Origin of the sequence: Malonomonas rubra DSM 5091 (genome assembly GCF_900142125.1) — a bacterium.
GTDB classification, from domain to species: Bacteria; Desulfobacterota; Desulfuromonadia; order Desulfuromonadales; family Geopsychrobacteraceae; genus Malonomonas; species Malonomonas rubra.
Map to the genome: position 1 here is coordinate 42,498 of NZ_FQZT01000002.1, position 25,490 is coordinate 67,987.

Here is a 25,490-nt window from a genome sequence, read left to right on the forward strand (position 1 = left end):
ATCAATCGAGGACAAAAACCTTTGCGGTTGCTTCTGCATGCAGAGTTCCATCTATTTTCAATTGCGATTTGGCCAGCCAGACTTTTCGACTGCTGTTAAGCAGTTCACCCGTCACTTCAACCTCGGCTCCGACCGGAACTGGCTTACGGTAACGCACCTGCAATTCCGCCGTGACAAGCTGCTCCGCTTTTGCCATACAGGCATAAATACAGGCCTCATCCAGCAATGCTGCAACCACACCGCCATGGATGACATCCTGCCAGCCCTGAAAGTCCCCCTGCATCTGCAATGTCGCTGAACTGCTGCAACTTTGTTTATCAGTAATGAACTCCGCTTTGAGACCAATGGGATTTTGCTGCCCGCAAACGAAGCAGGCAGAATCACGTTCGACCTTGTTCGGCTCACTGCCGCTCATCAATTCCGCAAACTGTCAAATTCATTATTTTTCTCCGCTAAAAAGAAAATGGGCTGCAAACGCAGCCCATTATTTTCGATATGGCGACCCCGGGAGGATTTGAACCCCCGACCGTCACCTTAGGAGGGTGCTGCTCTATCCAGCTGAGCTACGGGGCCATCGGCACGCTTATACCGTAGCGCGAAAGCTTTTTCAAGTAGTTGTCGTCCGTTAAAGGCTAAAACTTCAGCAAGCTGTAAACCTTGCCTTCAGGCAGCTTGCTACGACCTTCCAGAAATTCCAGCTCCGCCATAAAAGCACACTCGTGGATCTCCGCCCCAAACTGCTCCACCAGATCGACGACGGCCGCCATGGTACCGCCGGTCGCCAGCAGATCGTCGGCGATAATCACTTTGTCGCCTTTTTTGAAAGCATCTTCGTGAATCTCCAGAGTATCGGTACCGTATTCCAGTTCGTAGCTGATGCTACGCGTTTTATACGGCAGTTTGCCCGGTTTGCGCACCAGTGTAATACCGGTGCCGAGCTTGTATGCCAGCGCTGAACCGAGAATAAATCCGCGCGCTTCAATGCCGACGATCTGATCGATTTTTTCACCGACATAACGGTGTGCCAGCAGGTCAACCATCCGGTGAAAGCTTTTGGCATCCGCCAAAAGGGTCGTGATGTCCTTGAAAACAATGCCTTTTTTTGGAAAATCGGGAATGTTGCGAATAATGTCTTTAAGCTGATCCATTTTATCTCCTCGGGTTACGAATCAACATCTTCGTTGAGCACTCGTTCTTCCAGGGTTTTACGCAGTTTGGCCAGACTCTTTGCTTCAATCTGGCGGATACGTTCGCGGGTAACACCAAACTGCTGACCGATGGTATCGAGGGTTTGCGGCTCTCGGTCATTCAGGCCGAAACGCAGAGCGAGAATCTCTTTTTCATTCTCACTTAACTCATCCATCCATTCAAGCACATGTGCGAACCGGTCCAGATCTTCAATCATACTGCCGGGATCGATCACATTTTTATCTTCAATGGTATCGATAAGGCTGTAATCGTTATTGTCCCCCATCGGGTGTTCAATGGAGTAGGTTTTTTTCAGCAGGATCATCATCCGCCGCACATAGGCCGGATCACTATCCATCGCCTCGGCTATTTCCTCGATGCTCGGATCACGTTTGAGGCGCTGCACCATTTCGCGACTGACTTTAACCAGGCGATTGATATCATCGGCAACATGAACCGGCAAACGGATGGTCCGACTCTGATTCACCAGCGCCCGCTCAATCGATTGACGCACCCACCAAGTTGCGTAGGTGGAGAAACGGCAGCCCTTACTGATCTTGAACTTCTCAACCGCCTTGATCAGACCCATGTTGCCCTCTTCGATCAGGTCAAGAAACGGCAATCCACGGTTCATGTAGCGCTTGGCAATTTTGACGACCAGCCGCAGGTTCGATTCGATCATCCGCGCCCTTGCAGCTTCATCCCCTTCCGCAATCAGTCCCGCCAACTCTCGTTCGTCCTCTGCGGTCAGCAACTTGCTTTTCTGAATCTCTTTCAGGTAAAGCTTAATCGCGTCAGCAGCGACATATTCTTCTTCATATTTAGCGGTTTTTTTTCGAGAACCGGACTTCTTTTCCACTTCTGCATCCGGTTCGACAACCGAAAAGCCTTCCAGCTCTTTATCGTCATCGTTGGCTCTGTTATGGCCGAAATCGGAATTTTCATCGTCCATTCTGACCTCCCCCAAAAATGAATAACATCAATGTGTTAAGTGGCAGTCTAGGTGACGTTTAGAGCCTATGGCAAGTATAAAATCGGGTTGACCGCCTGCTTGCCCTTACGAACCTCAAAATGCAACCGTGGCGACCCACCGGCTGGAGGAGTCCCAGACAAAGCAACCTTCTCCCCCTTACTGACAAAATCACCCTGTTTCACATAATTACGCTGATTAAAACCATAAACAGTAAAAAGATCATTCTCGTGCTGGAGAATAATCAGGTGGCCATAACCATTAACACCGTCACCACTGTAAATCACTTTCCCTGCTTCGGCAGCAACAACGGTTGTTCCTGAGCGAACGGCAATCTCTATCCCTTTACCACGCCCTGCCTCCGCCTGGCTGCTGAACGATCGAACGATTTTGCCGCGCAACGGCCACTCCAGCTTCTTCACATCTGTCGATCGAGCAGGTTGACTGATTTTTGCCGACGGCTTTTTTACGACAACTTTTTTAGCCGTAGTCGTTTTTTTGCTGCTTACCTTAGCAGCTATCGTTTTCGTCACTGGAGTGGCCTTCTGTGCCGGCTTGACCACCGTAACAGAACGGACCCGATCGGCGCCCGGGACAAACAGACGGGTTCCCGCGCGCACTTTGGTTGGGTCATTGATCCTGTTGGCACGAACGAGAGAAGCCTCGCTGACATCATAGGTTTTACTGATACGATAGAGCGTCTGCCCCGGTTTGACTGTGTGATAAACGCCAGTTTCGCAGCCGACCAGAAGAACCAAGAGCAATGGCAGACACAGGCAGAGCCAGATGCGCAACATCTGCACCCGACTCAACAGCAATCTATCTGCCCATCTTCTGAACATCCGTATCCCGCAATATCAGTAATCAATGTAAATATTTGATGAGAACCAGTACCGCAACCAGTAGAACAAGAAAAAGGATAGTGAGTAAATTGAAATATTTTTCGATAAAATCGCGTGCCGGTCGCCCCAGGTAATAAAAAAGCGCAGCGATCAGAAAAAAACGCAGTCCACGACTGACAACCGACGCCAGCGCGAAAACTGGTAAATTGATCTGAAAAGCCCCAGCGGAAATGGTAAAGATTTTGTACGGAATCGGAGTAAAACCGGCCGCAAATATTGTCCAGAAATCGTACTGATCGAACAGGCCCTTGACCTGGGCAAAGCCAGCCTCGGTAAAACCGGGAACATACTGATAGAAATATGGGCTGAGCGAGTCCCAGGCGCCCCAGCCGATAAGGTAGCCGAGCATACCACCAGTCGCTGAACCGATGGTCGCTACCAGCGCGAAGCGATAAGAACGGGTAGGAATAGCCAGACAAAGAGCAATCAGCAGAACGTCGGGAGGAATGGGGAAAAAACTGGCCTCGGCAAACGCCAGCAGGAACAACGCCGGCACGCCGTAGGGAGTATCGGCCCAGGACAGGACCCAGTCATAAAGACGACGAACAACCTTCATAGCTGACCCAATTTAATCTTCATCAGCCGTCAGCCAGCCCTGTTCACCGATCAAAGGAACAAAACGGCAGCCCATCAACTGCTCTCGCTTGTAGTTACCATTCTCCAGTCGCGTGATACGCATCAAAATTTGTTGCGAACGATCGCCGACCGGGAGCACCAGTTTACCGCCAATCTCCAACTGCTGGAGATATTCAGTCGGAATATCGGGAGCACCTGCCGCGACCAGGATACCGTCGAAAGGAGCTTGATCTTTCCAGCCGATGGTCCCGTCACCGACTTTGATATTGACGTTGCTCAAGCAAAGCTGATCAAGCACTTTGCGTGCCCGGCCTGCCAACGAAGAAATCCGTTCGATGGAATAGACACGTTTCACCAGCAAAGAAAGAATTGCGCTTTGATAGCCGGAGCCGGTACCGATTTCAAGTATTCTTTCGTGCCCTTCGAGCTCCAGCGCTGCCGACATGGAAGCAACCATATAGGGTTGTGAAATCGTCTGTTTTTCACCAATCGGTAATGAAGCATCACTGTATGCATGGCTATGCAGACCGGGCTCAACAAAGAGGTGGCGAGGCACCTGCAACATGGCATCGAGAACGCGCTGATCTGTGACCCCGCGAGCCATAATCTGCTGCTCGACCATCCGTCGACGGGCAATAGCAAAATCCATCAATTCTTATCCAGCAAAGTCGTGAGAGACCAGTCTTCGATAGCAGAAAAGGAACTGTCGTTGGTCAGGTTGGCGTGCAACGGAGTAACTGAGATCATCTGTTCGTGTACCGCATCACAGTCACTGCCGGGAATACTTTCGAAGCCGACATCGCCTCCGCCGATCCAGTAGTAGTGCCGCCCACGTGGGTCCTGATTAACTGTGACCGCATCACCGTACTTGCGTTTTCCCTGCCGTGTCACCCTGACGCCTCGGCAGGGCCCCGGCGGCACATTAACATTCAGAAAGGTATCAGAAGGCATACCGTTCTGTAGCACCTGTTCTGCAAGTTGTGCGGCAAAACCGGCGGCTCGGGACAGATCTTCGGCCTGAAAAACATCGCAATCAAGGGAGACAGCAAAGGCAGGAAGTCCCATCAGCGACGCTTCCATCGCAGCACAGACTGTTCCGGAATAGGTAATATCATCCCCTAGGTTCCCGCCGCGGTTGATCCCGGAAACGACTAATTGCGGCTTTTCATGTAGCAATCCGTGAACCCCGAGATTAACGCAGTCGGACGGAGTACCATCGACGGCAAAAACGTCTGTCTTGATTTCTTCGGCACGCAGGGGGCGCTCCAGAGTCAAAGCATGGCCGACCGCGCTACGATTGCGATCAGGAGCGACCACAACGACCCGCCCCAATCTCCCCAGCGCAACAGCAAGTGAACGGATACCGGGCGAACGTACTCCATCGTCGTTGGTGACAAGGATCAGCACAGGAAACCTTTATTCGACATCGGGATTATCCAGCAGGCGTTGCCGGATACGTTGCAGATCGGTTTTGAGGTGTTGCAAAACTTCAGCTGGAGAAGCCGCACTCTGTTCGGACAGTTCATCCATTGACATGTCCGACATCAGCTTTTTGCGTGCCCCGGCAATAGTAAAGCCCTGCCGATAAAGCAGATCCTTTATCAACAGGGCCGTTTCGACATCTTTTCGACGATAAAGTCGCTGATTAGAGCGGCTTTTTACCGGCTGCAAAGCTTTAAACTCGGTTTCCCAATAACGCAGCACATGGGTTTTAACCCGCAGTAAAGCTGCAACTTCACCGATTTTATAATAGAGCTTGTCTGGTATATCGACAGCCATTCAACTCTATTTATTCGTCTTCGCCGTTAATCGACGCCTTCAGAACTTGACTCGGCTTGAAGGTGAGGATTTTACGTGCAGAAATTTCAATCTCGTCGCCGGTTTGCGGGTTGCGACCACGACGTGAAGCTTTTTCTTTGACGACAAAATTTCCGAAACCGGCAATCTTGATTTTTTCTCCGGTTTCCAAAGTATTCTTCATCAGGTCGAATACCATTTCAACAATTGCCGCCGATTCCTTTTTTGAGAAACCGGTGGTCAGATAAACACTTTCAATCAAATCTGCTTTGGTCATATTCCCTCCCGCCAGTGTTCACGCAGGTGCATAATTGAATACTACTATCTAGTTGATTTTTCAGGACTTATACCACAGAGAAATAGGCTGTGCAACTGCTATCAGCGAATTTCTGCACCAAGCTGATGGCAAATCGACTTAATCAGCTTATTGTGGCCCTTTACAACCTCATCATCGGTCAAAGTTTTTTCCAGGTCGCGATAACGCACCCGGACCGCCAGGCTCTTCTTTCCCTCCGGGATACCCTTCCCCGTATAAAGGTCAAAAAGCACTGCATTTTCAATATATTTCACCTTGGTTCGGTTGATGATATCCATCACTTCAGCCGCACTTACCGACTCATCAAGCAACAGCGCACTATCACGGATAACGTCCGGGAAGCGCGAAAGCGGCTTGAACTTGCTGTATTCACCGGAAACTTCAAGCATGGCTTCAACATCCAACTCCAGCAGGAAGACCGGTTGGTCGATATCGAAAGCAGCCAGGACCTGCGGGTGAACTTCGCCAATGCTGCCGAGCTGCTTTTTTTTCTGCAGCAAATGACAGGATTTGCCAGGGTGCAGATACGGCTCCGGCGTATCAACAGAGAAGGTGACATCAGACACGTTGATTGCGCCAAGTAGTTCCTCAACCACACCTTTAAGGTCGTAGAAATCAACCTGATCAGCACCTTGCGCCCAGCCTTCCGGTTGGCGACGGCCACAAGCAACTGCAGTCAGAGTCAAACGCTCATTGCAGGTTTGCCCTTCCTGCGGAAGAAACACCGGCCGCAGTTCAAACAGACGTAAGTCGGTACTGCGATAAGCCAGGTTGCGGGAAACCGTTTCCAGCAAGCTCGGCACCAAACTGGTCCGCATTACCGCCTGATCTTCCGACAGCGGGTTAAGGATTTTCACCTGCTGACGCCGCGGGTCGTCCTCGGCAACGCCCAACTTTTGGATGGCATCAGTGCCATAAAAGGAGTAATTCATCGCCTCGGAGAAACCGCAGGAAACAATGGTATTGCGCAGCATGTTCTGAACCTGCTGACGCTTCGGAGGAACCACCGCATCGACAGTCCCGACCGGCATGGTGACCGGAATATCGTCATAGCCGTACAGCCGCGCGACCTCTTCGATCAGGTCGACTTCCCGCTCAATATCGGGACGGAAACTCGGCACGGTCACCTTCAACTGATCAGCAGCACTACCATCTTCAACCTGCAGACCGATCGACTCAAGCAGAACCTGAACAGTCTGCAGATCGACCGGGATATCGAGCAGCGCCTGCACCTTTGACAGGTTCAGATCGAGAACCGGGGTCTGCAGCGGCTGCGGATAATTATCAATGACACCGGCGAGCACTTCACCCTGCCCCAGTTCAGCAATCAGGCTGGCAGCACGATCGAGAGCAACCGGGATCATATCGATATCGGCACCACGCTCGAAACGGTGCGAGGATTCGGTGTGCAAGCCATGACGCTTGCTGGTACGACGGATCGCCGTCGGCTTGAAATAGGCTGCTTCCAGCAGGATATTTTCAGTGTCATCCTGCACTTCGGAATTCAGCCCCCCCATGACCCCGGCCATGGCAACAGGCTTTTTACCGTCACAGATCATCAGGTCCTCGGCGATCATTTCATGCTCCTGATCATCGAGAGTCGTAAATTTCTCGCCCTGCTGTGCACGCTTGACGACAATCCGCCCCTCTTCGAGGAACCTGAAGTCGAAGGCGTGCATCGGGTGACCGAGTTCCATCATGATGTAGTTGGTGACATCAACGACATTATTGATCGAACGCATGCCGACCGCTTCAAGGCGACGAACCATCCAGTCTGGGGATGGACCGATCTTGACACCTTTGATCATCCGTGCCGCATAACGCGGGCAATACTCGGCATCCTCAATAGTCACCGAGGTCTGATCATCAATCTTCTCTGCTGACTCGGCAATTTCTGGCTTCGGCAGCTTCAGTTTCTGATCACACATGGCAGCGACTTCGCGCGCCACACCAACGACACTCAAGCAATCAGGTCGGTTCGGGGTCAGGCCGATCTCGATCATAAAGTCTTTCAGCTCAAGCGCATCGAATACCGGCTGGCCAAGCTTGAGATCCTGCGGCAGGATCATGATACCGGCCGACTCTTCCGACAGGGCGAGCTCTTTTCCAGAGCAAAGCATGCCCATGGAGACCTGACCACGGATTTTTGATTTCTTGATTTTGAAATCACCCGGCAGAACCGAACCAACCTGCGCAAAAGCGACGATATCGCCAGTTTTGTGGTTTGGTGCTCCACAGACAACCTGAACTGTTTCTGTCCCGTTATTGACCTGGCAAACGGTCAGTTTGTCAGCGTCCGGATGCTTTTCCACCGATTCCAGTTTGGCAACAACAACCGAATCGAGTCCACCGCCGATTTCTTCCAGCGCATCGACCTCAAGACCAGCCATAGTCAGGCGATGACAGAGATCTTCGGGGCTGTAATCGAAATCGACAAATTCTTTCAACCAATTATAGGTAACTATCATTATTCAATCCTTCCCCAATCTAAAACTGCTTGAGGAAACGCAGGTCATTTTCGAAGAACAGACGCAGGTCGCCGACACCGTATTTGAGCATGGCGATCCGCTCCAGTCCCATGCCAAAAGCAAAACCGCTGTACTTCTCAGTGTCATAATCAACCGAACCGAACACAGCCGGGTCGATCATGCCGCAACCAAGGATTTCCAGCCAACCGGTCTTACTGCAGACCCGGCAGCCTTCACCGCCACAGATCACACATTCGATATCGACCTCGGCGCTCGGTTCAGTAAAGGGAAAGAACGATGGGCGGAAACGCACACCAAGACCTTCGCCGAAAAACTCGCGCAAAAAGTGAGTCAGAATCCCTTTCAGATCGCCGAAGGTCACCTTCTCGTCGACCAGAAAACCTTCGATCTGGTGAAACATCGGGCTGTGGGTCAGGTCGGAGTCACGGCGGTAAACGGTACCAGGAGCAATGATCCGTAACGGTGGCTTATGTTTCATCATCGCCCGGATCTGCACCGGCGAGGTATGAGTCCGCAACACCAGGTCATCGGTGATGTAGAAGGTATCCTGCATATCACGTGCTGGATGATCTTTAGGAATATTGAGCGCTTCGAAATTGTAAAAATCCTGTTCGATCTCCGGACCCTGTTCAACCATGAACCCGAGGCGGGAAAAAATATCGACTATCTCCTCGGTCACCAAAGTGACGGGGTGCTTGCTGCCGGAAACAGCGCGGCGGCCAGGCAGAGTGACATCGATCTTCTCGCTGGCCAGCTTATCGGCAATTGCCTGCTGCTGCAGCTCCGCCTGACGAGCGGCAAAGCGTGCTTCAAACTGATCCTTGAGGGTGTTGACCAAACTGCCGACGACCGGCCGTTCTTCGGGAGCGAGATCGCGCATCCCCTTCATCACCTCGGTCAGAGCACCTTTTTTCCCCAGCACCTGAACCCGTACATCCTGCAGGGCCTTCAGGTCAGCAGCCTGTTGCAGATCGCTCAGGGCCTTTTCCTGTAATTGCTCAATCTGTTCTTTCATCAGTCATTCCACGTCTAGGCAAAGGTCTTTGCCTGTTCGGTCATTTAACGAAAACTGACGCCGGCGGACCAGCGTCAGGTATTTAACAAAAGGGAGTGAACCGGAAACGAAAAAAGGGAGATGGAGTTTAAAGTCCATCTCCCCTTGGAAGGCTTGAATCTGCCTACTGCAGTTTCGCCTTGGCGGTTTCAACAACAGCGCTGAAACCTGCGGGGTCGTTGACAGCAAGATCTGCCATAATCTTACGGTCAAGAGCGACCTCGGCCTGCTTCAATCCATGAATCAGGCGGCTGTAGGAGAGTCCGTTGTCACGGGCCGCAGCATTGATACGAGCGATCCACAGGGCACGGAAATCCCGCTTCTTGACACGACGGTCACGGTAAGCGTAATTCAGTGCGCGATCGACTGCTTCGGTAGCTGAACGGAACAATTTGCTGCGGGCGCCACGGTAGCCTTTGGCAAGTTTAAGTACTTTGTTCCGACGACGTCTGGCTTTAAAGCCTCTTTTTACTCTTGGCATCTCACTTCTCCTTCTTCTTTAAGTAGGTTTCGGCTTGCGCCGTGGTCGGATCTGCAGGGGGAGATTAGTCCCCACAGTTCACAACCAACTCATCATTCGATGAGCAAATCGTTACAGGTACGGAATCAACTGCGCGATGTTACGCTCGTCAGCTTTGTGGATAAGAGTTCCCTGACGCAGCTCACGCTTCCGCTTGGTGCTCTTCTTGGTCAGAATGTGGCTGGTAAAAGCCTTGTTCCGACGGATCTTGCCGGTGCCGGTCTTGCGGAAACGCTTGGCCGCACCACGATTGGTCTTGATTTTTGGCATTACTAACTCTCCTGTTACCTTTTGTTTTATATAGTTCCGGTATCCCGGTTCACTACTTTTTCAGCGGGCCGATCATCATGGTCATGAAACGACCCATCTTGCTCGGCTGCGATTCAACCTGACCGACATCTTTGAGAGCTTCAACGGCTTTGTCCAACTGCATCATCCCCTGTTCGGGGTGAGCATTCTCGCGTCCGCGGAACATGATGGTCAGTTTGACCTTATTCCCTTCCTCGAGGAAACGACGAGCATGCTTAATCTTGAAGTTGAAATCATGATCATCGGTCTTAGGCCGCATCTTAACTTCCTTGATCTCAACCTTGACCTGTTTTTTCTTGGCTTCAGAAGCACGTTTGGCCTGCTGGTACTTGTACTTGCCGTAATCCATGATCCGGCACACCGGCGGCTCCGCCCCAGGTGACACTTCCACCAGGTCTAGACCCTGCTCTTGAGCTTGACGCAACGCTTCCCGGGTATCGAGAATCCCGAGCTGACCACCCTCATCATCAATCACCCGAACTTCCCGGGCTTTGATGGCATCGTTGATGTTCGCTTCCTTGGCTATCGGTCTGTCTCCTCTACTCTGTATGCAGATTTCTGCAGCAATAAATCACATCGCACAACGGCGAAAAGACCCACCACGGGCCCTTTCTTGCTTATCTATATTCAGCTGCTTCCTTTTCGACGAAGCTGATAAAATCAGCAACGCTCATCGATTCCATGTTCTTGCCAGTCCGGAATCGCGGCGCAACAGTTTTTTCTTCCATCTCCCGATCGCCGATGACCAGCATATACGGGATCTTTGCTACCTGCGCTTCGCGAATCTTGAAGCCGAGTTTCTCGTTCCGCAGGTCAAGCTCTACCCGAACCCCAGCGGCACGGAGCTGCTGGTAGACCTCTTCAGCGTACTCAGCCTGATTGTCAGTGACATTAACAACAATCGCCTGAACCGGCGAAAGCCAGAGCGGGAAGCTGCCTGCATAATGCTCAATCAGTACACCGATGAAGCGCTCAATCGAGCCAAGGATGACTCGATGCAACATAACCGGTCGATGCTTTTCCCCGTCGGCGCCGGTGTAATTCAAGTCAAAACGCTCGGGCAGGGTAAAATCGCACTGGATTGTAGCACACTGCCATTCCCTGTCAAGCGCGTCCTTGAGCTTTACATCGATCTTCGGACCGTAGAAAGCTCCGTCGCCTTCGTTGATTTCATACTCCTGACCGCTCGACTCCAATGCGGCCCTTAAAGCGCTGGTTGCGCGCTCCCAGTCCTCATCGCTACCGATCGCTTTTTCCGGCCGGGTCGAGAGCTCCATGGTGTATTCAAAGCCAAAAATTCCAGCAACGTCCTGCACAAACTTCATGATCGCCTTAACCTCAGCGTCAATCTGGTCCGGGCGACAGATGATATGGGCATCATCCTGAGTAAAGCCACGAACTCGCAACAGACCGTGCAGAACGCCCGATTTCTCATGGCGATGAACTGTGCCCAACTCGAAATAGCGCTGTGGCAGGTTTCGATAGGAACGCGGCTGCGACTTGTAAATCAACATGTGCGCCAAACAGTTCATCGGCTTGATGCCGTAACCCTGTTCGTCGACCTCAGTGAAGTACATATTTTCTTTGTAGTTATCGTAATGACCCGACTTCTCCCAAAGCTCCTGCTTGAGAATCTGCGGCCCCATGACAATATCGTAGCCGCGCTTGAGGTGTTCCTTGCGTTCGAAATCCTCGATAATGGTGCGCAACATGGCGCCCTTCGGATGCCAGATGACCAAACCAGCACCTGCTTCCTCGCTGAAAGAGAAAAGGTCCAGCTCTTTGCCCAGCTTACGGTGATCCCGTTTGCGTGCCTCTTCAAGTCGATTCAGGTGCGCCTTGAGGTCTTTTTTGTTCTGGAAAGCAGTGGCGTAGACCCGTTGCAGCATGGCGTTGTGTTCATCACCGCGCCAGTAGGCGCCTGCCAAGCTGGTCAGCTTGTAGGCTTTCAGCATACCGGTGCGTGGAATATGCGGCCCACGGCAGAGGTCAACAAAGTTACCTTGGCGATAGACCGAAACCTGCCCTTGATCGAGGTCTTCAATCAGCTCGACCTTGTACTCCTCGCCCATCTCATGGAACATATTGATAGCGTCTTCGCGGGTGATATCTTCGCGGGTGATCGGCAAATCAGCTTTGGCCAGTTCATCCATCTTCTTTTCGATGACTTCGAAATCTTCCGGCACGAACTTTTTGGTCTCGCTATAGAAGTCGTAGTAGAAACCATCCTTGATCGCCGGACCGATGGTGACCTGGACTTCATTGCCGTAAATATCCTTAACCGCCTGGGCCATCAGGTGGGCACAAGAGTGGCGGATAATTTCCAACGCTTCCGGTGAATTCTGGGTAATCAGCTCAAGCTTACCGGAAACCGATAACGGGCGGGTGACGTCAACCAGCTCACCTTCAAAACGGGCAGCGACGGCCTGGCGCGCCAAACCTTCACCGATGGTCAATGCGACATCATAGGGAGTCGCACCCGACTCAACCTCTTTGACTGACCCGTCCGGTAGTTCAATCTGCAACATTGCCATATCAAATCTCCTGAAACAAAAAGAGGCATCTTTATGTAAGATGCCTCGACGTTCAATGCGGTAATTTTGGTTGCCGTTTTATGGTAGGCGCGGGCGGGATTGAACCGCCGACCCCTACCGTGTCAAGGTAGTGCTCTCCCACTGAGCTACGCGCCTGCAACCAACCGGGCGTGTTTGTATCAAATCGCCCTTCACACTGTCAAGCCATTTTCTTTAATTTCTTTCAGATTTTTCTCTTCTCCCGAACCGGCCTTAATACTACTCTAACAACTCTTGCCAGTCGTGGAGAAGATGTTTAGAGTAAACCAGCGCCGATGCTGAGCGCAATAGCTATTCGGCAACTATTAATACAATGAGGTATTGAAGTGCAAACAATTGACCAGCTGATTCACGAAAGTTGCCTCAAACATGGTGACAGCATTGCCATGCAAAGTAAAAGTCGAGGCAAATGGAAAGGCTTAAGCTACCAAAAGCTTTGGCATTCGGTGGAAAAACTTGCTTCCGGTCTACACCACCTGGGTATCAACGAAAAATCACACGTTGCCCTGCTGGGCCCTTCTTCCCCACGCTGGGTTGCAGCCTATCTTTCCATCTTGCGTGCAGGCTGTGTCGCAGTTCCGGTTGACAAAGAGTTAAAAGCGACCGAACTGCGCCAGATTCTGGCCGACTCCGATGCCGAAGCGATCTTCGTTGGCCAGCCACAGTTCGAGACCCTGCTCGACATCATCGATGACTTGCCGAAACTGCAAAAAATCATTCTGATTGATATCCCCCTTTCCGACATTGCAGATCGTTCCGACATCGCCGGTGTGCTGGAAAAGCTGTCGACCTTATGGCGTGAACTGACTGAGGTCTGCAATATCCCTGCTGGGAAAAAACAGCAAATCGAATCAGCAGCAGTGGAAGCTCATGCCCTGCTAACCGCCATTGAAGAGCCCGAAGGCGAAAAGAAAAAAATAAATTTCCTCACCCGCTCAGCAACCTCACGAAACAAGTTACTGAAAGAAGAAAGGTTGTTTGATTACAAAAGTATCTTCCATGACAAATTTCTCAACCCGGCAGAAAACAATCCAGACGATAACGCTATCATCTTGTTTACGTCCGGCACCACTGGCCGCTCTAAAGGGGCCATGCTCAGTCACCGTAACATTGTCAGCAACATAAAGGCGGCTTCCGACCGTTTTCAACTCGACAGCTCTATCCAGACGCTTTCCTTTTTACCGATCAATCATGTTTTCGAGCAGGTCTGCGGTGTCCTGCTGCCACTTTCACTCGGTGGCAAGGTCAGCTTCGCCGAATCGATTAAAAAGCTGGGCGACAATCTGAACGAAATCAAACCGAGCTTCCTGCTCGGTGTTCCAGCGGTTTATCGCTTACTGCTCGACCGCATCATGAAAAATATCGATTCCAAATCCTCTTCCCGCATGCTCTATAAGTTCGCTCTGACCCGTGGCGTTGTCGCTTCCAAGGTCAAGCAGGCGGTCGGTGCCAACACAACCTTTGTCAGTGGTGGCGCAGCCCTTGACCCTGCCATTGCGGCCGGCTTCAAAAGCCTTGGACTAACATTGCTGCAAGGTTACGGCATCACGGAAACCTCACCGGTCATTTCGGCGGAAAGCCCGTTCAAAAACAAGCCAGGGACTGTTGGCGAGGCAATGGACGGTGTCCAGGTGAAAATCGACAGTCCGAACGATGATGGCGAAGGGGAAATTCTCGTCAAAGGGCCCAACGTCATGCTCGGTTATTACAAAAACCTAAAAGCGACCGAAGAAGTCCTGAAAGATGGCTGGTACCACACCGGCGACCTCGGTCGTTTCGACAGTGACGGCATGCTACAGATTTGCGGCCGGGTGAAAAACCTGATCGTTACGCCAAACGGCAAAAATGTCTACCCGGAAGAGGTCGAAAACCAACTCCTAAAAAGTCCGTTTATCGCCGAAATCATGGTCTATGGGCACAAGATCAGCAAAACCGCAGAAGACGTTTACGCCGTCATCTTCCCGGATGAAGAGAACCTGTTCAACTATGAAAAGGAACGGGACAAAGGGCCCCTCTCGGAAGCCGAAATAGAAACCCTGATCCGCAAAGAGGTGCTGACTTTCGGTAAAGACCTCGCTGATTACAAGCGGGTGAAGAAGTTCACCCTGCGCGAAGACGAGTTCCCCAAAACCACGACACGCAAGATCAAGCGTTACATCGTCGAACCGAAAATCTCTATAGACCAGTAGCTTTCATAAAAATAGACGCAAAAAGCCGGGAGCGAATTGATTCGCTCCCGGCTTTTGATCCCAGCATATCGCAGCAACTAACCCAGGTTAGTTTCCACCCGGATCAAGCGGGTCGGCTCCTGAACAATCTTAAGCTGATCGATCTCAGCCAACGCCTTGTTGATGTTATCCTCTTTCGCTTCGTGGGTCATGATCACGATCGGTACCGCATCGGCAGCGTGGCGTTCCGGCTGAATCATCGATTGAATACTGATGTCATACTTGCCGAGAATCCCTGAAATCTGCGCCAACACACCCGGAGCATCAACAACAGTGAAACGCAGGTAATACCGACTGATAATGTCGCTCATCGGCTTGATCGGCAACTCATCAATCTGGTCAGAGCAGTATCCCATAATCGGAGTCCGCCGCTTGGCACCGGAGATCATATCGCGACCGATCGCCATGACATCTCCCATCACCGCACTGGCGGTCGCATCCATCCCTGCCCCACTGCCATAAAGCAGCGCCGGGCCGAGAAAGTCGCCCGAGAGACGAACAGCGTTGAAAACCCCATCGACTTCCGAGAGCTGATAGCTGTCGGGAATCATGGTTGGATGCACCCGCACTTCGATCTGGTCCCCCAGATTCTTGCCGATCGCCAGCAGTTTGATTTTATAGCCCATCTGGGTGGCAAACTGAATATCGATGGCAGCAACGTTAGTAATCCCTTCAGTATAGACCTTGTCGAAGTCGACTTTCGTGCCGAAACAGAGCGCTGCGAGCAAAGCGATCTTGTGTGCAGTATCGACCCCTTCAATATCGAAAGTCGGGTCGGCCTCAGCATAACCAAGCTCCTGCGCGTCTTTCAGCACCGGGGCAAAATCACTACCGTTTTCGGTCATTTCGGTAAGGATGTAGTTACAGGTTCCGTTGAGAATGCCGAGAACGTTGCTGAAATCGTTAGCACAAAGGTTTTCCTTGATCGCAGAGATCACCGGGATACCGCCGCCGACAGCGGCCTCGAACATCACCTCGACACCGTTCTCCTCGGCCGCAACGAGGATCTCCTGACCATGCAAAGCCATCAACGCCTTGTTGGCAGTCACGATATGTTTGCCGTTAGCGATCGCTTTAAGGATAAACGACTTGGCAGGTTCATAGCCGCCGATCAACTCGATGGCAATATCGACATCCGGATTACTGATAATATCTTCAACATCAGTACTGAGGAGCCCGGCTTCGAGTTGGACACCTCGATCAGTCGTGATATCGAGATCAACGACTTTGGCCAACTCTAGTTTTTTCCCGAGACGTTGCTGCAGTAAATCGGCATTCTTCTGCAACACCCTGATCACCCCGGTTCCGATAGTACCGAAACCGAGCAAGCCTACCTTTATTGAGTCCATAAATCCTCGCAAAAACTATATTCAACTATTCGTTATCTTTTCGAACCTGTTGCGCGACTTTATCAAGCAAACCGTTAACAAAAGCCGGCGACTCTTTGGTACCGTAGCGCTTGGCGACCTCGATGGCCTCGTTGATGGCAACCTTGGCCGGGACATCCGGCAGGTAGAGCAGTTCGTAACTGCAGATACGCAGAATTGACAGGTCAACTGTCGCCATCCGCCCAAGACTCCAGTTTTTTGCAACCTCGCGGATCTGCTTGTCGATCACCGCACGGTGTTCGACCACGCCTTTCACCAATACTTCGGCGTAAGCCTTCGCCGCTGTTGGCAAAGGAGCATCGGCTGACTCCAGCGGTTCACCGAGAGCATCATCTGCAAAGCGGAAGTTCTGCCAGAAATCACTGAGAAGACTGGCAGCATCGGCCTGTTCATCAACCCGCAGGGCAAACAGAATCTTCAACGCACACTCGCGGGCAACGCGGCGATTGTTACTTGCCATGCTTTAAACAGCTCCCATCAGGTTGACCATTTCGATGGCACTCAGGGCTGCTTCAGCACCTTTGTTGCCAGCCTTAGTCCCTGCCCGCTCAATCGCCTGTTCTACCGAATCTGTGGTTAACACACCAAAGGAGACCGGCACACCACTATCAATAGAAACAGATGCAACCCCTTTCGAGACCTCTGCACAGACATAATCGAAGTGCGGAGTTCCCCCACGGATAACTGCACCGAGGGCAATAACAGCATCGTACTTGCCGGAGCCGGCCATCTTTTTGGCAACCAGCGGAATCTCGAATGCACCAGGAACACGCACCACGGTCAACTGTGCGTCATCGGCGCCATGGCGGGTCAGCGCATCAAGAGCGCCCTCCAACAGGCGGTCACAAATAAAGCTGTTGAAGCGGCTGACGATCAAACCGAACTTCTTGCCCTTGGCGTCAAAATTTCCTTCGATAAATTCAGGCATCATATCCTCCAGTCAACAGGTCTTTGCTAAAGATTTTCCAGCAAATGCCCCATTTTTTCACGTTTGGTTTTCAAATATTTAACATTGGTGCAGACCGGTGCCATTTCGATCGGAACCCGCTCGACAATTTCCAGGCCGTAACCTTCAAGGCCGACAATCTTCTTCGGATTATTGGTCATCAGGCGCAGCTTGCGAACTCCCAGTTCGGCCAACATCTGCGCACCGATCCCGTAGTCGCGCAAGTCAGCTTCGAAACCGAGTGCTTCGTTCGCTTCAACGGTGTCACACCCCTGATCCTGCAGAGTATAAGCCTTCAGTTTATTGACCAGACCAATACCACGTCCCTCCTGACGCATGTACAGGATAACGCCACAGCCTTCCTTGTCGATCATGTCCATCGCTGCGTGCAACTGGTCACCACAATCACAGCGCTGTGAGCCGAAGACATCACCGGTCAAACATTCGGAATGCACCCGCACCAGAACCGGCTCATCCGGGTTGATTTCACCTTTAACCAAAGCCAGATGCTGAGCGTTATCGACGTCATTTTCGTAGACAACAGCCTGAAACTCACCACCGTAAAAGGTTGGAATCGGCGTCTCAGCAGCACGCCGAACCAGCATCTCTTTACGCATCCGATACTCGACCATATCGGCGATAGTGATGATTTTCAAATCGTGTTTTTTTGCAAATTCTTTCAATTGCGGCATGCGCGCCATGGTGCCGTCTTCATTCATGATCTCGCAGATAACGCCGGCAGGTTTCAGTCCTGCCAAACGAGACAGATCAACGGATCCCTCGGTCTGCCCGGCACGCACCAGCACACCACCCTTTTTTGCCCGCAGCGGAAATACATGACCGGGGCGAGCCAGGTCGCGAGCGGTGGTTTCATCGGCAACGGCAATCTGAATCGTATGAGATCGGTCGGCGGCAGAAATCCCGGTGGTCACACCACGACGGGCCTCAATCGATACCGTGAAAGCTGTGCCAAAAGAAGAGCTGTTTTCGGTTACCATCAGCGGCAGGTCAAGTTCGTCGGCACGCGCTTCTGTCAACGACAGGCAGATCAGGCCGCGCCCCTCTTTTGCCATGAAGTTGATGATATCAGGGGTCACCAGTTCAGCGGCGCAAACCAGATCCCCTTCGTTCTCACGATCCTCATCGTCAACCAGGATGACCATTTTACCCTGGCGAATATCTTCCAGAGCTGCTTCGATTTTTGCAATCGGCATTATTTTCAATCCTTTTTTAAAGTCATTAGCCGAGGAAATATGTCACATAAATCCATTCTTGGCAAGGAACTCCAAACTGAGGCCACCGCCCTGTTCCTGATCCGATTTCGGTGTCAGCAAGCGCTCGACATAGCGGCCGATCAGATCGGTTTCGATATTCACCTTGCTCCCTTCACTGCAGTTTTTCAGCGTCGTTTGTTCCAGTGAGTGCGGAATGATTGCCACCGAGAAGCTACCCTCGGTGACCTGGTTAACCGTCAGACTGATACCGTCGATGGCAACCGAACCTTTTTCAACCACGTAACGCATGGCGTCGGCGGGTATGGTGAATTCGAAGCGGACCGCATTTTGATCGAGAAAACGGCGCTTAACCGTTGCGACGCAATCGATGTGTCCGCTGACCAGATGCCCACCAAGCCGATCGGACAAGCGTAAAGCCCGTTCAAGGTTAACCTGCATGTTCGGCCGCAGAGAGCCAAGATTGCTGCGATCAAGAGTTTCCGGTGAAACATCGGCAGTAAAAGATTGATCATCCCAACTGGTCACCGTCAGGCATACGCCATTGACAGCGATACTTTCTCCCAACTGCAGATCATCCTTCACCAACTCGCTGGCAATCTGCAGTGATGCTGAGTTGCCCTGACGATTCAGGCTGTGAACTTTGCCGATCGATTGAATCAGGCCTGTGAACATCGCTCAACCTCTCCGGTTATCAGAATATCTTCTCCCACCTGCTGGTAGCGCAGATCGCTCAGTGGTACCGCGTTTTTCAGCTGCTGACAACCTTCACCGGAAAAAATACCGAAATCGGAACCACCGCCAATCAGCTTGGGAGCGACAAAAACCATCATCTGGTCGATCAGACCCTGTTTCAGCGCCGCCCCAGCCAGCGTGGTGCCTCCTTCGAGCAGCAAACGCTGCACGTTTCGCTTGCCCAATTCCTGCCAGAGCGACTGCAGACAGACCCGCTCCTCAACTTCGGGCAAAGACAGCACCTCAGCACCGGTCAGACGCAGTGCAACAATCTTTTCGTCATCCCGGCTGCAGGTCGCAATCAGTGTTTTTGCCTGAGACTCCTGGCTCAACATCTTTGCTTCTAACGGCATTCGCAGCTGACTATCAACCACCACCCGCAACGGATCACGGCCGCTGCTTTCCGGCAGTCTGGTATTTAACAAAGGATCATCTGCCAGCACGGTACCGATACCGACCATGATCGCTTCAACCCGGTCGCGCAGCTGGTGTACCAGCAAACGGCTTTGCTCCCCGGATATCCACTTGGAATCGCCGGACGAGGTTGCAGTCTTGCCGTCGAGAGTCATGGCCGTTTTATAGATACAATAAGGCAGACCGGTCGTGATCTGCCGTGCAAAAGGCGCCAGCAGGCGGCGGCAATCAGCCCCTTCGACACCAGTGACAACGTCGATACCGGCCTGCCGCAGCTTTTCAATGCCACGCCCTGCAACCTGCGGGTTGGGATCCTGGACACCAATAAAGACCCGCTTGACCCCGGCAGCGATCAGGGCATCGGCACAAGGACCGGTTTTCCCCTGATGGGAGCAGGGTTCTAGAGTGACATAAACATCGGCGCCCTTGGCCCGCGCGCCGGCGTGGATCAAGGCGAAAACCTCAGCGTGCGGTTCCCCCGCCTTCGGATGAAAGCCTTTACCGACGACAGCACCATCACGCACGATAACCGCTCCGACCGGAGGGTTCGGCGCTGTACGACCGACGCCGTTCTGTGCTAACTGCAGCGCCAACTGCATATATTCACGATTTTGTTCTTCCACCACGGGACTCCGCAAATATGGTCTAAAACGGTCAACAGCCGGAATATGTACCATATTCCGGCTGTCATAAGTCTAATTCATCACACTGTTAATTCGAGTTTTTCAGCAGATCAGTCAACTCTGACATAAACTCGTTGATGTCTTTGAACTGCCGGTAGACCGAGGCAAAACGGACATAGGCGACCTCATCAACATTGTGCAGCGTTTCCATCACCGCCTCGCCGATCAGGCTGGCATCGATCTCTTTATCGCCACACTCCTGAAACTTGCGCTCCAGCTGATCGACCATTTCCTCGATCTGTTCAACCGAAACTGGTCGCTTCTCGCAGGCTCGCTGCATTCCGGAAATTATCTTGGCACGATCGAAGGCTTCGCGGCGACCATCTTTCTTGATCACCCAGGGCAGGATCTCTTCAACCCGTTCATAGGTGGTAAAGCGGCGTTCGCAGGCCGGGCATTCCCGCCGCCGACGAACATTATTACCTTCTTTGCCGAGCCGGGAATCGACCACCCGGGTGTCGTCATGCTGACAGAAAGGGCACTTCATGCGTCCTCACTTTGCTTAAACTGAACGTATTCGATTCCGGCCTCTTCCAGCATCTGCAGGGAAAGCTTGTCCGGATAACCACGTCTGAAAACAACACCGGTCACCCCGGCGTTGATCAACATCTTCGAGCAGATAATACAAGGGGAATCAGTACAGTAGACGGTGGAGCCGTCGATATTGATGCCGTGGCGAGCCGCCTGAATGATTGCGTTCTGCTCAGCATGCAAACCGCGGCAGAGTTCGTGCCGCTCGCCAGACGGAACCTTCAGCTGATCACGCAGGCAGCCGGTGACATCACAATGGGTGATGCCACTCGGCACGCCGTTGTAACCGGTTGCCAGAATATTTTTATCTTTTACCAGGATAGCACCAACCTTGCGACGCATACAGGTCGAACGACTGGCAACCAGCTCGGTGATCTGCATGAAATATTCGTCCCAACTCGGTCGGTCCATGGTGATTCCTTACTTCAAGCGGTGCGCATAAAGCGGGAACTGCTTGCAAAGTTCCTTGACTTCTGCACGGATTTTCGCCAGTTCTTCTTTGTTTTCAGCATTTTTGAAAGCGCGGTCGATCCAGTCGGCGACTTTGACCATCTCCGGTTCTTTCAGGCCACGGCTAGTGGTTGCCGGGGTACCGATGCGGATACCGCTGGTGACAAACGGCGAACGAGTATCGAAAGGCACCGCGTTCTTGTTCACTGTTATACCCGCCTCTTCCAGCACCGCCTCGGCAACCTTCCCAGTAAGGTCAGTACCAGTGAAGTCCATCAGCATCAGGTGGTTATCGGTACCGCCGGAAACTAGCTTGTAACCTTTGGCGACCAGTTCGCTGGCCAGAGTCTGGGCGTTCTTGACCACCTGCTGAGCATATTCTTTAAACTCAGGAGACAGAGCTTCCTTGAAAGCGACCGCTTTGGCTGCAATGACATGCATCAGCGGACCGCCCTGAATACCAGGGAAGATGTTGCTGTTCAGTTTTTTGCTCCACTCTTCGGTACAGAGGATCATGCCGCCACGCGGGCCACGCAGGGTCTTGTGAGTGGTCGTAGTGACGAACTCCGCATATGGGACAGGGTTAGGATGGACGCCTGCGGCGACAAGACCGGCGATGTGAGCCATATCGACCATAACAACCGCGCCGACTTCATCAGCGATACGACGGAAAGCCGGGAAATCGAGTTCACGGGTGTAAGCGCTGGCGCCAACCACGATCAGCTTCGGCTTGTGCTCCTTGGCAAGGCGCTCGACCTCCTCGTAATCGATAGTCCCTGTTTCTTCTTTCACACCGTACGGGACGATGTTGTAGAGCTTACCGGAAAAGTTGACCGGGGAACCATGTGTCAGGTGACCGCCATGAGCCAGATTCATGCCGAGGACGGTATCGCCAGGCTCACAGACAGCCATATAAACTGCCATGTTGGCCTGGGAACCGGAGTGGGGCTGGACGTTAGCGTGCTCAGCACCAAACAACTCCTTGGCGCGATCAATGGCCAACTGCTCTGCCTTGTCGACAACTTCACAACCACCGTAGTAACGCTTGCCCGGATAGCCTTCAGCGTACTTGTTGGTCAACACCGAGCCCTGGGCTTCGAGAACGGCTTCGCTGACAAAGTTTTCCGAAGCGATAAATTCAAGGTTATATTCCTGACGTTCTGTCTCCTCATCTATGATATTGGCGATCTCGGCATCGGCTGCGACTAAATTCTTTTCGGACATCATCTTCTCCGTATCTATCAATTACTGTATAAGCAAAAACGGGGCGGTTATACCGCCCCGCCTGCAATGTGGTTATTAGCCCTGTTCGAGAGCGGTAATCTTATCAAGGCGGCGCTGGTGACGGCCGCCCTCGTACTCGCTATCAAGCCAGATTTCCACCAGCTTGGTACCCTGTTCCGGCGTCAGAACCCGCCCCCCCATTGCAAGGACATTGGCGTTGTTGTGTTCTTTGGCCATTTGGGCAGTGAACTCATCATGAACGAGTGCGGCGCGAATTCCGGGAATCTTATTAGCGGATATCGAAATCCCGATACCCGTGCCACAGATCACAACTCCCAAATCCACCTCGCCGTTTGCAACCGCACGGGCAACTTTGGCACCAAAATCGGGATAATCGACGGAATCATCGCTGAGAGTGCCAAAATCAGCCACTTCCAGCCCACGCTGCGTGAGCATTTCAGCGACCGCCTGTTTCAGTTCCAAGCCGCCATGATCCGAACCTACTGCTAACTTCATTATTTAAACCTTCTTGAACAACAGGGTGGCGTTAGTACCGCCGAAACCGAAAGAATTCGACATGGCGATATCACACTTTGCCTGCCGTGCTTCGTTCGGTACATAATCGAGATCGCAGTCGGGGTCCGGCTCATCATAGTTGATGGTCGGCGGGATAACTCCCGTTTCAATTACCTTCGCCAAGAAAACGGCCTCGAAGCCACCTGCAGCACCAAGACCGTGGCCGGTCATACTCTTGGTTGAGCTGACCATCACCTTCTTGGCGTGGTCGCCCATGACTGTTTTGATCGCCATGGTTTCGTACAGGTCGTTAAAGTGGGTCGAAGTGCCATGGGCGTTAATGTAATCGACCTCTTCCGGATTAATTCCGGCATTTTTCAGCGCCATCTTCATGCAACGAGCAGCACCTTCTCCGCCCTCTGCCGGTTGTGTCAGGTGATAAGCATCTCCACTCAGTCCGTAACCGCCGACTTCACAGTAAATCTTGGCACCGCGGGCTTTTGCGGCCTCATACTCTTCAAGTATGACGATACCAGCCCCTTCTGCCATAACGAAACCATCGCGGTTCTTCTCGAACGGGCGGCTGGCCCCCTGCGGATCATCGTTACGTGTCGAAAGCGCTTTCATAACATTGAATCCGCCGATTGCGAGCGGAGTAATGGTCGATTCTGTACCACCAGCGAACATAGCATCAGCATCGCCACGAGCGATGATGTGATAAGCGTCACCGATCGAATGTGTTCCGGTCGCACAAGCTGTAACAGAAGCGACGTTAGGCCCTTTTGCGCCGAACCGCATGGAAATATGCCCCGGTGCCAGGTTGATGATCAGCATCGGAATGAAGAAAGGAGAAATCTTCTTGTAGCCGCGCTCGTTCAGCACATCGTGGTATTTCTCCATGCTCGGCAGACCACCGAGACCAGAGCCGACCAGTACGCCGACACGATCCGCATTTTCATCGGTAATCTCCAGCCCGGAATCCTTGTATGCCATATCAGCAGCAGCCAGGCCGTACTGGATAAAGAGGTCCATTTTCTTGACCTCTTTCTTCTCGATAAAGTCGGTCGCTTCAAAATCCTTAACCTCGCCAGCAATCTGGCTCGGCAGTTCAGAAGCATCAAAACGGGTCACCGGACCAAGACCGGATTGACCGGAAGTAATGGCAGCCCAGTTTTTCTCAACACCGGTCCCGAGCGGGGACACGATACCGATACCGGTCACTACAACTCTACGCATAGCTCTCTCTTTTCGATAGTTATTCGGCGCACCGAATGAAAATCTTTTTGACTAAACCGGCGGGACACCGGCTTTTTACTTCGACCTGAGCCAATTTTTGCCACAGGTCCCAAACCACAGCTGAAAAAACAGAACGGTGGCAACGGAATCAACCGTTGCCACCGCATGGTACTTAGGAAGCGTTGCTGATGTAGTCAACCGCGTCCTTGACTTTCTGGATCTTCTCAGCGTCTTCGTCAGAGATTTCGACGTCGAACTCTTCTTCCAGAGCCATGACCAACTCGACGGTGTCGAGAGAGTCTGCGCCCAGGTCGTCCATGAATGCTGCATCAGGAGTTACCTGATCTTCGTCAACACCCAGTTGCTCAGCAACAATCTGCTTTACACGTTCTTCAATAGAAGCCATATGCTTTCCTCCTGTGTGGTTTCGGCTGTAAAAAAGCCATTTTGTTTACATGTACATTCCGCCGTTGACCCCGAGAACTTGACCGGTAATGTATCCGGAGTTGTCGGAAGCCAGGAAAAGAACCGCGTTGGCGATATCATCCGCCGAACCGAGCCGCTCAAGCGGAATCTGGGCGGCCAGCTCCTGACGCTTGTCTTCCGGCAGCGCGTCAGTCATGGCGGTGGCGATAAAGCCAGGCGCAACCGCGTTGACGGTTACGTTACGTTTGGCCAGTTCGCGAGCATTGGAACGGGTCAGCCCCATCAGGCCCGCTTTGCTGGCACAGTAGTTTGCCTGACCGGCATTGCCCATCTGACCAACAACCGAAGCGATGTTGATGATTCGGCCGCTACGCTGTTTGGTCATAACTTTTGCTGCAGCACGAGTGCACAAGAAGGCACCCTTCAGATTGACGGTAAGAACCGCATCCCAGTCTTCGTCCTTCATCCGCAGCAGCAGGCCATCGCGAGTGATTCCTGCATTATTGACCAGAATGTCGACCGAACCGAAAGTTTCCTTGGCGACTTTGATCATGTTGTCGACATCAGCAGCATCGGTGACGTTACCGGTCACGGCTACAGCCTCAACACCATCTGCTTTGAGCTCGGTAACAAATGCCTCAGTTGCTTCAGGATCGATATCTACGGCGACAATCTTTGCTCCCTGACCTGCCAGCGCCAGAGAGATACTACGGCCGATGCCACGCGAGGCGCCAGTCACAACAGCAACTCTATCCTGTACCATAACTGTTCTCCTTATTTGTACGTA

General features: G+C 52.3%; 29 protein-coding genes and 2 tRNA genes. 1 reads left to right on the top strand and 30 read right to left on the bottom strand.

From position 1 onward, the window contains the following. Position 1: 1 nt before the first annotated feature. The 17 genes from BUB13_RS03035 to BUB13_RS03115 form a co-directional block, all read right to left on the bottom strand. Positions 2 to 415 (bottom strand): PaaI family thioesterase, encoded by a 414-nt coding sequence (locus tag BUB13_RS03035; protein WP_072905463.1) that lies wholly within the window; start codon positions 413 to 415, stop codon positions 2 to 4. Between the two features lie 81 nt (positions 416 to 496). Beyond that, positions 497 to 573, bottom strand: a tRNA-Arg gene (locus BUB13_RS03040). Between the two features lie 59 nt (positions 574 to 632). After that, complete coding sequence (locus tag BUB13_RS03045) at positions 633 to 1,148, bottom strand: adenine phosphoribosyltransferase (RefSeq protein ID WP_072905465.1); 516 nt, start codon at positions 1,146 to 1,148, stop codon at positions 633 to 635. 14 nt (positions 1,149 to 1,162) lie between these two features. Further along, positions 1,163 to 2,140, bottom strand: coding sequence for a sigma-70 family RNA polymerase sigma factor (locus tag BUB13_RS03050; protein ID WP_072905466.1), 978 nt, complete (start codon positions 2,138 to 2,140; stop codon positions 1,163 to 1,165). A gap of 65 nt (positions 2,141 to 2,205) precedes the next feature. Beyond that, positions 2,206 to 3,000 (bottom strand): M23 family metallopeptidase, encoded by a 795-nt coding sequence (locus tag BUB13_RS03055; protein WP_084091708.1) that lies wholly within the window; start codon positions 2,998 to 3,000, stop codon positions 2,206 to 2,208. Positions 3,001 to 3,022: 22 nt separating this feature from the next. Continuing rightward, positions 3,023 to 3,616 (bottom strand): YqaA family protein, encoded by a 594-nt coding sequence (locus BUB13_RS03060; protein ID WP_072905470.1) that lies wholly within the window; start codon positions 3,614 to 3,616, stop codon positions 3,023 to 3,025. Positions 3,617 to 3,628: 12 nt separating this feature from the next. Beyond that, positions 3,629 to 4,285 (bottom strand): protein-L-isoaspartate(D-aspartate) O-methyltransferase, encoded by a 657-nt coding sequence (locus BUB13_RS03065; protein ID WP_072905472.1) that lies wholly within the window; start codon positions 4,283 to 4,285, stop codon positions 3,629 to 3,631. Beyond that, complete coding sequence (surE, locus tag BUB13_RS03070; RefSeq protein WP_072905474.1) at positions 4,285 to 5,043, bottom strand: 5'/3'-nucleotidase SurE; 759 nt, start codon at positions 5,041 to 5,043, stop codon at positions 4,285 to 4,287. The genes BUB13_RS03065 and surE overlap by 1 nt, the downstream gene beginning before the upstream one ends. Positions 5,044 to 5,052: 9 nt before the next feature. Continuing rightward, entirely contained in the window at positions 5,053 to 5,415 is a 363-nt protein-coding gene (locus tag BUB13_RS03075; RefSeq protein WP_072905476.1) for a MerR family transcriptional regulator, read from the bottom strand. Positions 5,416 to 5,425: 10 nt separating this feature from the next. After that, positions 5,426 to 5,710, bottom strand: a complete 285-nt coding sequence (locus BUB13_RS03080; protein WP_072905478.1) for an integration host factor subunit alpha — start codon at positions 5,708 to 5,710, stop codon at positions 5,426 to 5,428. Between the two features lie 101 nt (positions 5,711 to 5,811). Beyond that, complete coding sequence (pheT, locus tag BUB13_RS03085) at positions 5,812 to 8,217, bottom strand: phenylalanine--tRNA ligase subunit beta (RefSeq protein WP_072905480.1); 2,406 nt, start codon at positions 8,215 to 8,217, stop codon at positions 5,812 to 5,814. 19 nt (positions 8,218 to 8,236) lie between these two features. Continuing rightward, entirely contained in the window at positions 8,237 to 9,253 is a 1,017-nt protein-coding gene (gene pheS, locus BUB13_RS03090) for a phenylalanine--tRNA ligase subunit alpha (RefSeq protein ID WP_072905482.1), read from the bottom strand. Between the two features lie 163 nt (positions 9,254 to 9,416). Further along, a complete protein-coding gene (rplT, locus tag BUB13_RS03095) occupies positions 9,417 to 9,773 on the bottom strand; it encodes a 50S ribosomal protein L20 (RefSeq protein WP_072905484.1) in 357 nt (118 codons plus the stop codon). Between the two features lie 111 nt (positions 9,774 to 9,884). Beyond that, entirely contained in the window at positions 9,885 to 10,082 is a 198-nt protein-coding gene (gene rpmI, locus BUB13_RS03100) for a 50S ribosomal protein L35 (RefSeq protein ID WP_072905486.1), read from the bottom strand. Positions 10,083 to 10,134: 52 nt separating this feature from the next. Next, on the bottom strand, positions 10,135 to 10,647 hold the full coding sequence (infC, locus tag BUB13_RS03105) for a translation initiation factor IF-3 (protein ID WP_072905488.1): 513 nt from the start codon (positions 10,645 to 10,647) through the stop codon (positions 10,135 to 10,137). A gap of 91 nt (positions 10,648 to 10,738) precedes the next feature. After that, positions 10,739 to 12,655, bottom strand: a complete 1,917-nt coding sequence (thrS, locus tag BUB13_RS03110; RefSeq protein WP_072905490.1) for a threonine--tRNA ligase — start codon at positions 12,653 to 12,655, stop codon at positions 10,739 to 10,741. 81 nt (positions 12,656 to 12,736) lie between these two features. Beyond that, positions 12,737 to 12,811, bottom strand: a tRNA-Val gene (locus BUB13_RS03115). Between the two features lie 209 nt (positions 12,812 to 13,020). Here BUB13_RS03115 and BUB13_RS03120 point away from each other — a divergent pair. Beyond that, positions 13,021 to 14,883: an AMP-dependent synthetase/ligase gene (locus tag BUB13_RS03120; protein WP_072905492.1), complete on the top strand. Its 1,863-nt coding sequence runs from the start codon at positions 13,021 to 13,023 to the stop codon at positions 14,881 to 14,883. Between the two features lie 77 nt (positions 14,884 to 14,960). On the opposite strand, the gene BUB13_RS03125 is transcribed toward BUB13_RS03120, so the two are convergent. The 13 genes from BUB13_RS03125 to fabG form a co-directional block, all read right to left on the bottom strand. Further along, positions 14,961 to 16,271 (bottom strand): homoserine dehydrogenase, encoded by a 1,311-nt coding sequence (locus tag BUB13_RS03125; RefSeq protein ID WP_072905494.1) that lies wholly within the window; start codon positions 16,269 to 16,271, stop codon positions 14,961 to 14,963. Positions 16,272 to 16,296: 25 nt separating this feature from the next. After that, positions 16,297 to 16,770, bottom strand: coding sequence for a transcription antitermination factor NusB (gene nusB, locus BUB13_RS03130; RefSeq protein ID WP_072905496.1), 474 nt, complete (start codon positions 16,768 to 16,770; stop codon positions 16,297 to 16,299). Positions 16,771 to 16,773: 3 nt separating this feature from the next. Further along, positions 16,774 to 17,238 carry a 6,7-dimethyl-8-ribityllumazine synthase gene (ribH, locus tag BUB13_RS03135; protein WP_072905497.1) on the bottom strand — a complete coding sequence of 155 codons (465 nt, stop codon included), beginning with the start codon at positions 17,236 to 17,238 and terminating at the stop codon, positions 16,774 to 16,776. A 26-nt stretch (positions 17,239 to 17,264) separates the two neighbouring features. Further along, a complete protein-coding gene (locus BUB13_RS03140) occupies positions 17,265 to 18,470 on the bottom strand; it encodes a bifunctional 3,4-dihydroxy-2-butanone-4-phosphate synthase/GTP cyclohydrolase II (protein ID WP_072905499.1) in 1,206 nt (401 codons plus the stop codon). Between the two features lie 42 nt (positions 18,471 to 18,512). Continuing rightward, positions 18,513 to 19,163: a riboflavin synthase gene (locus BUB13_RS03145; protein ID WP_072905501.1), complete on the bottom strand. Its 651-nt coding sequence runs from the start codon at positions 19,161 to 19,163 to the stop codon at positions 18,513 to 18,515. Continuing rightward, complete coding sequence (gene ribD, locus BUB13_RS03150) at positions 19,148 to 20,260, bottom strand: bifunctional diaminohydroxyphosphoribosylaminopyrimidine deaminase/5-amino-6-(5-phosphoribosylamino)uracil reductase RibD (protein ID WP_072905503.1); 1,113 nt, start codon at positions 20,258 to 20,260, stop codon at positions 19,148 to 19,150. The genes BUB13_RS03145 and ribD overlap by 16 nt, the downstream gene beginning before the upstream one ends. An 88-nt stretch (positions 20,261 to 20,348) precedes the next feature. Beyond that, positions 20,349 to 20,807, bottom strand: a complete 459-nt coding sequence (gene nrdR, locus BUB13_RS03155; protein ID WP_072905505.1) for a transcriptional regulator NrdR — start codon at positions 20,805 to 20,807, stop codon at positions 20,349 to 20,351. Beyond that, positions 20,804 to 21,262: a deoxycytidylate deaminase gene (locus BUB13_RS03160; protein WP_072905507.1), complete on the bottom strand. Its 459-nt coding sequence runs from the start codon at positions 21,260 to 21,262 to the stop codon at positions 20,804 to 20,806. The genes nrdR and BUB13_RS03160 overlap by 4 nt, the downstream gene beginning before the upstream one ends. A 9-nt stretch (positions 21,263 to 21,271) precedes the next feature. Next, the gene (glyA, locus tag BUB13_RS03165; RefSeq protein ID WP_072905509.1) at positions 21,272 to 22,525 is read right to left on the bottom strand and encodes a serine hydroxymethyltransferase; all 1,254 of its coding nucleotides are present in this window, start codon (positions 22,523 to 22,525) and stop codon (positions 21,272 to 21,274) included. A 75-nt stretch (positions 22,526 to 22,600) separates the two neighbouring features. Continuing rightward, positions 22,601 to 23,041, bottom strand: coding sequence for a ribose 5-phosphate isomerase B (gene rpiB, locus BUB13_RS03170; RefSeq protein WP_072905511.1), 441 nt, complete (start codon positions 23,039 to 23,041; stop codon positions 22,601 to 22,603). 3 nt (positions 23,042 to 23,044) lie between these two features. Beyond that, positions 23,045 to 24,277: a beta-ketoacyl-ACP synthase II gene (fabF, locus tag BUB13_RS03175; RefSeq protein WP_072905513.1), complete on the bottom strand. Its 1,233-nt coding sequence runs from the start codon at positions 24,275 to 24,277 to the stop codon at positions 23,045 to 23,047. A gap of 172 nt (positions 24,278 to 24,449) precedes the next feature. Continuing rightward, the gene (acpP, locus tag BUB13_RS03180) at positions 24,450 to 24,683 is read right to left on the bottom strand and encodes an acyl carrier protein (RefSeq protein ID WP_072905515.1); all 234 of its coding nucleotides are present in this window, start codon (positions 24,681 to 24,683) and stop codon (positions 24,450 to 24,452) included. Positions 24,684 to 24,728: 45 nt separating this feature from the next. Further along, a complete protein-coding gene (gene fabG / locus BUB13_RS03185) occupies positions 24,729 to 25,466 on the bottom strand; it encodes a 3-oxoacyl-[acyl-carrier-protein] reductase (RefSeq protein WP_072905517.1) in 738 nt (245 codons plus the stop codon). Between the last annotated feature and the right edge of the window lie 24 nt (positions 25,467 to 25,490).

Coding starts and splice junctions, on each gene's coding strand:
- acpP (WP_072905515.1), bottom strand. CDS start 24,683: ATGGCTTCTATTGAAGAACGTGTAAAGCAGATTGTTGCTGAGCAACTG.
- BUB13_RS03065 (WP_072905472.1), bottom strand. CDS start 4,285: ATGGATTTTGCTATTGCCCGTCGACGGATGGTCGAGCAGCAGATTATG.
- BUB13_RS03075 (WP_072905476.1), bottom strand. CDS start 5,415: ATGGCTGTCGATATACCAGACAAGCTCTATTATAAAATCGGTGAAGTT.
- rpmI (WP_072905486.1), bottom strand. CDS start 10,082: ATGCCAAAAATCAAGACCAATCGTGGTGCGGCCAAGCGTTTCCGCAAG.
- BUB13_RS03160 (WP_072905507.1), bottom strand. CDS start 21,262: ATGGACCGACCGAGTTGGGACGAATATTTCATGCAGATCACCGAGCTG.
- BUB13_RS03145 (WP_072905501.1), bottom strand. CDS start 19,163: ATGTTCACAGGCCTGATTCAATCGATCGGCAAAGTTCACAGCCTGAAT.
- BUB13_RS03050 (WP_072905466.1), bottom strand. CDS start 2,140: ATGGACGATGAAAATTCCGATTTCGGCCATAACAGAGCCAACGATGAC.
- BUB13_RS03035 (WP_072905463.1), bottom strand. CDS start 415: ATGAGCGGCAGTGAGCCGAACAAGGTCGAACGTGATTCTGCCTGCTTC.
- ribH (WP_072905497.1), bottom strand. CDS start 17,238: ATGCCTGAATTTATCGAAGGAAATTTTGACGCCAAGGGCAAGAAGTTC.
- thrS (WP_072905490.1), bottom strand. CDS start 12,655: ATGGCAATGTTGCAGATTGAACTACCGGACGGGTCAGTCAAAGAGGTT.
- fabG (WP_072905517.1), bottom strand. CDS start 25,466: ATGGTACAGGATAGAGTTGCTGTTGTGACTGGCGCCTCGCGTGGCATC.
- nrdR (WP_072905505.1), bottom strand. CDS start 20,807: ATGAAGTGCCCTTTCTGTCAGCATGACGACACCCGGGTGGTCGATTCC.
- BUB13_RS03080 (WP_072905478.1), bottom strand. CDS start 5,710: ATGACCAAAGCAGATTTGATTGAAAGTGTTTATCTGACCACCGGTTTC.
- pheS (WP_072905482.1), bottom strand. CDS start 9,253: ATGAAAGAACAGATTGAGCAATTACAGGAAAAGGCCCTGAGCGATCTG.
- rplT (WP_072905484.1), bottom strand. CDS start 9,773: ATGCCAAGAGTAAAAAGAGGCTTTAAAGCCAGACGTCGTCGGAACAAA.
- fabF (WP_072905513.1), bottom strand. CDS start 24,277: ATGCGTAGAGTTGTAGTGACCGGTATCGGTATCGTGTCCCCGCTCGGG.
- BUB13_RS03055 (WP_084091708.1), bottom strand. CDS start 3,000: ATGTTCAGAAGATGGGCAGATAGATTGCTGTTGAGTCGGGTGCAGATG.
- glyA (WP_072905509.1), bottom strand. CDS start 22,525: ATGTCCGAAAAGAATTTAGTCGCAGCCGATGCCGAGATCGCCAATATC.
- nusB (WP_072905496.1), bottom strand. CDS start 16,770: ATGGCAAGTAACAATCGCCGCGTTGCCCGCGAGTGTGCGTTGAAGATT.
- BUB13_RS03125 (WP_072905494.1), bottom strand. CDS start 16,271: ATGGACTCAATAAAGGTAGGCTTGCTCGGTTTCGGTACTATCGGAACC.
- BUB13_RS03060 (WP_072905470.1), bottom strand. CDS start 3,616: ATGAAGGTTGTTCGTCGTCTTTATGACTGGGTCCTGTCCTGGGCCGAT.
- BUB13_RS03140 (WP_072905499.1), bottom strand. CDS start 18,470: ATGCCGATTGCAAAAATCGAAGCAGCTCTGGAAGATATTCGCCAGGGT.
- BUB13_RS03045 (WP_072905465.1), bottom strand. CDS start 1,148: ATGGATCAGCTTAAAGACATTATTCGCAACATTCCCGATTTTCCAAAA.
- pheT (WP_072905480.1), bottom strand. CDS start 8,217: ATGATAGTTACCTATAATTGGTTGAAAGAATTTGTCGATTTCGATTAC.
- rpiB (WP_072905511.1), bottom strand. CDS start 23,041: ATGAAGTTAGCAGTAGGTTCGGATCATGGCGGCTTGGAACTGAAACAG.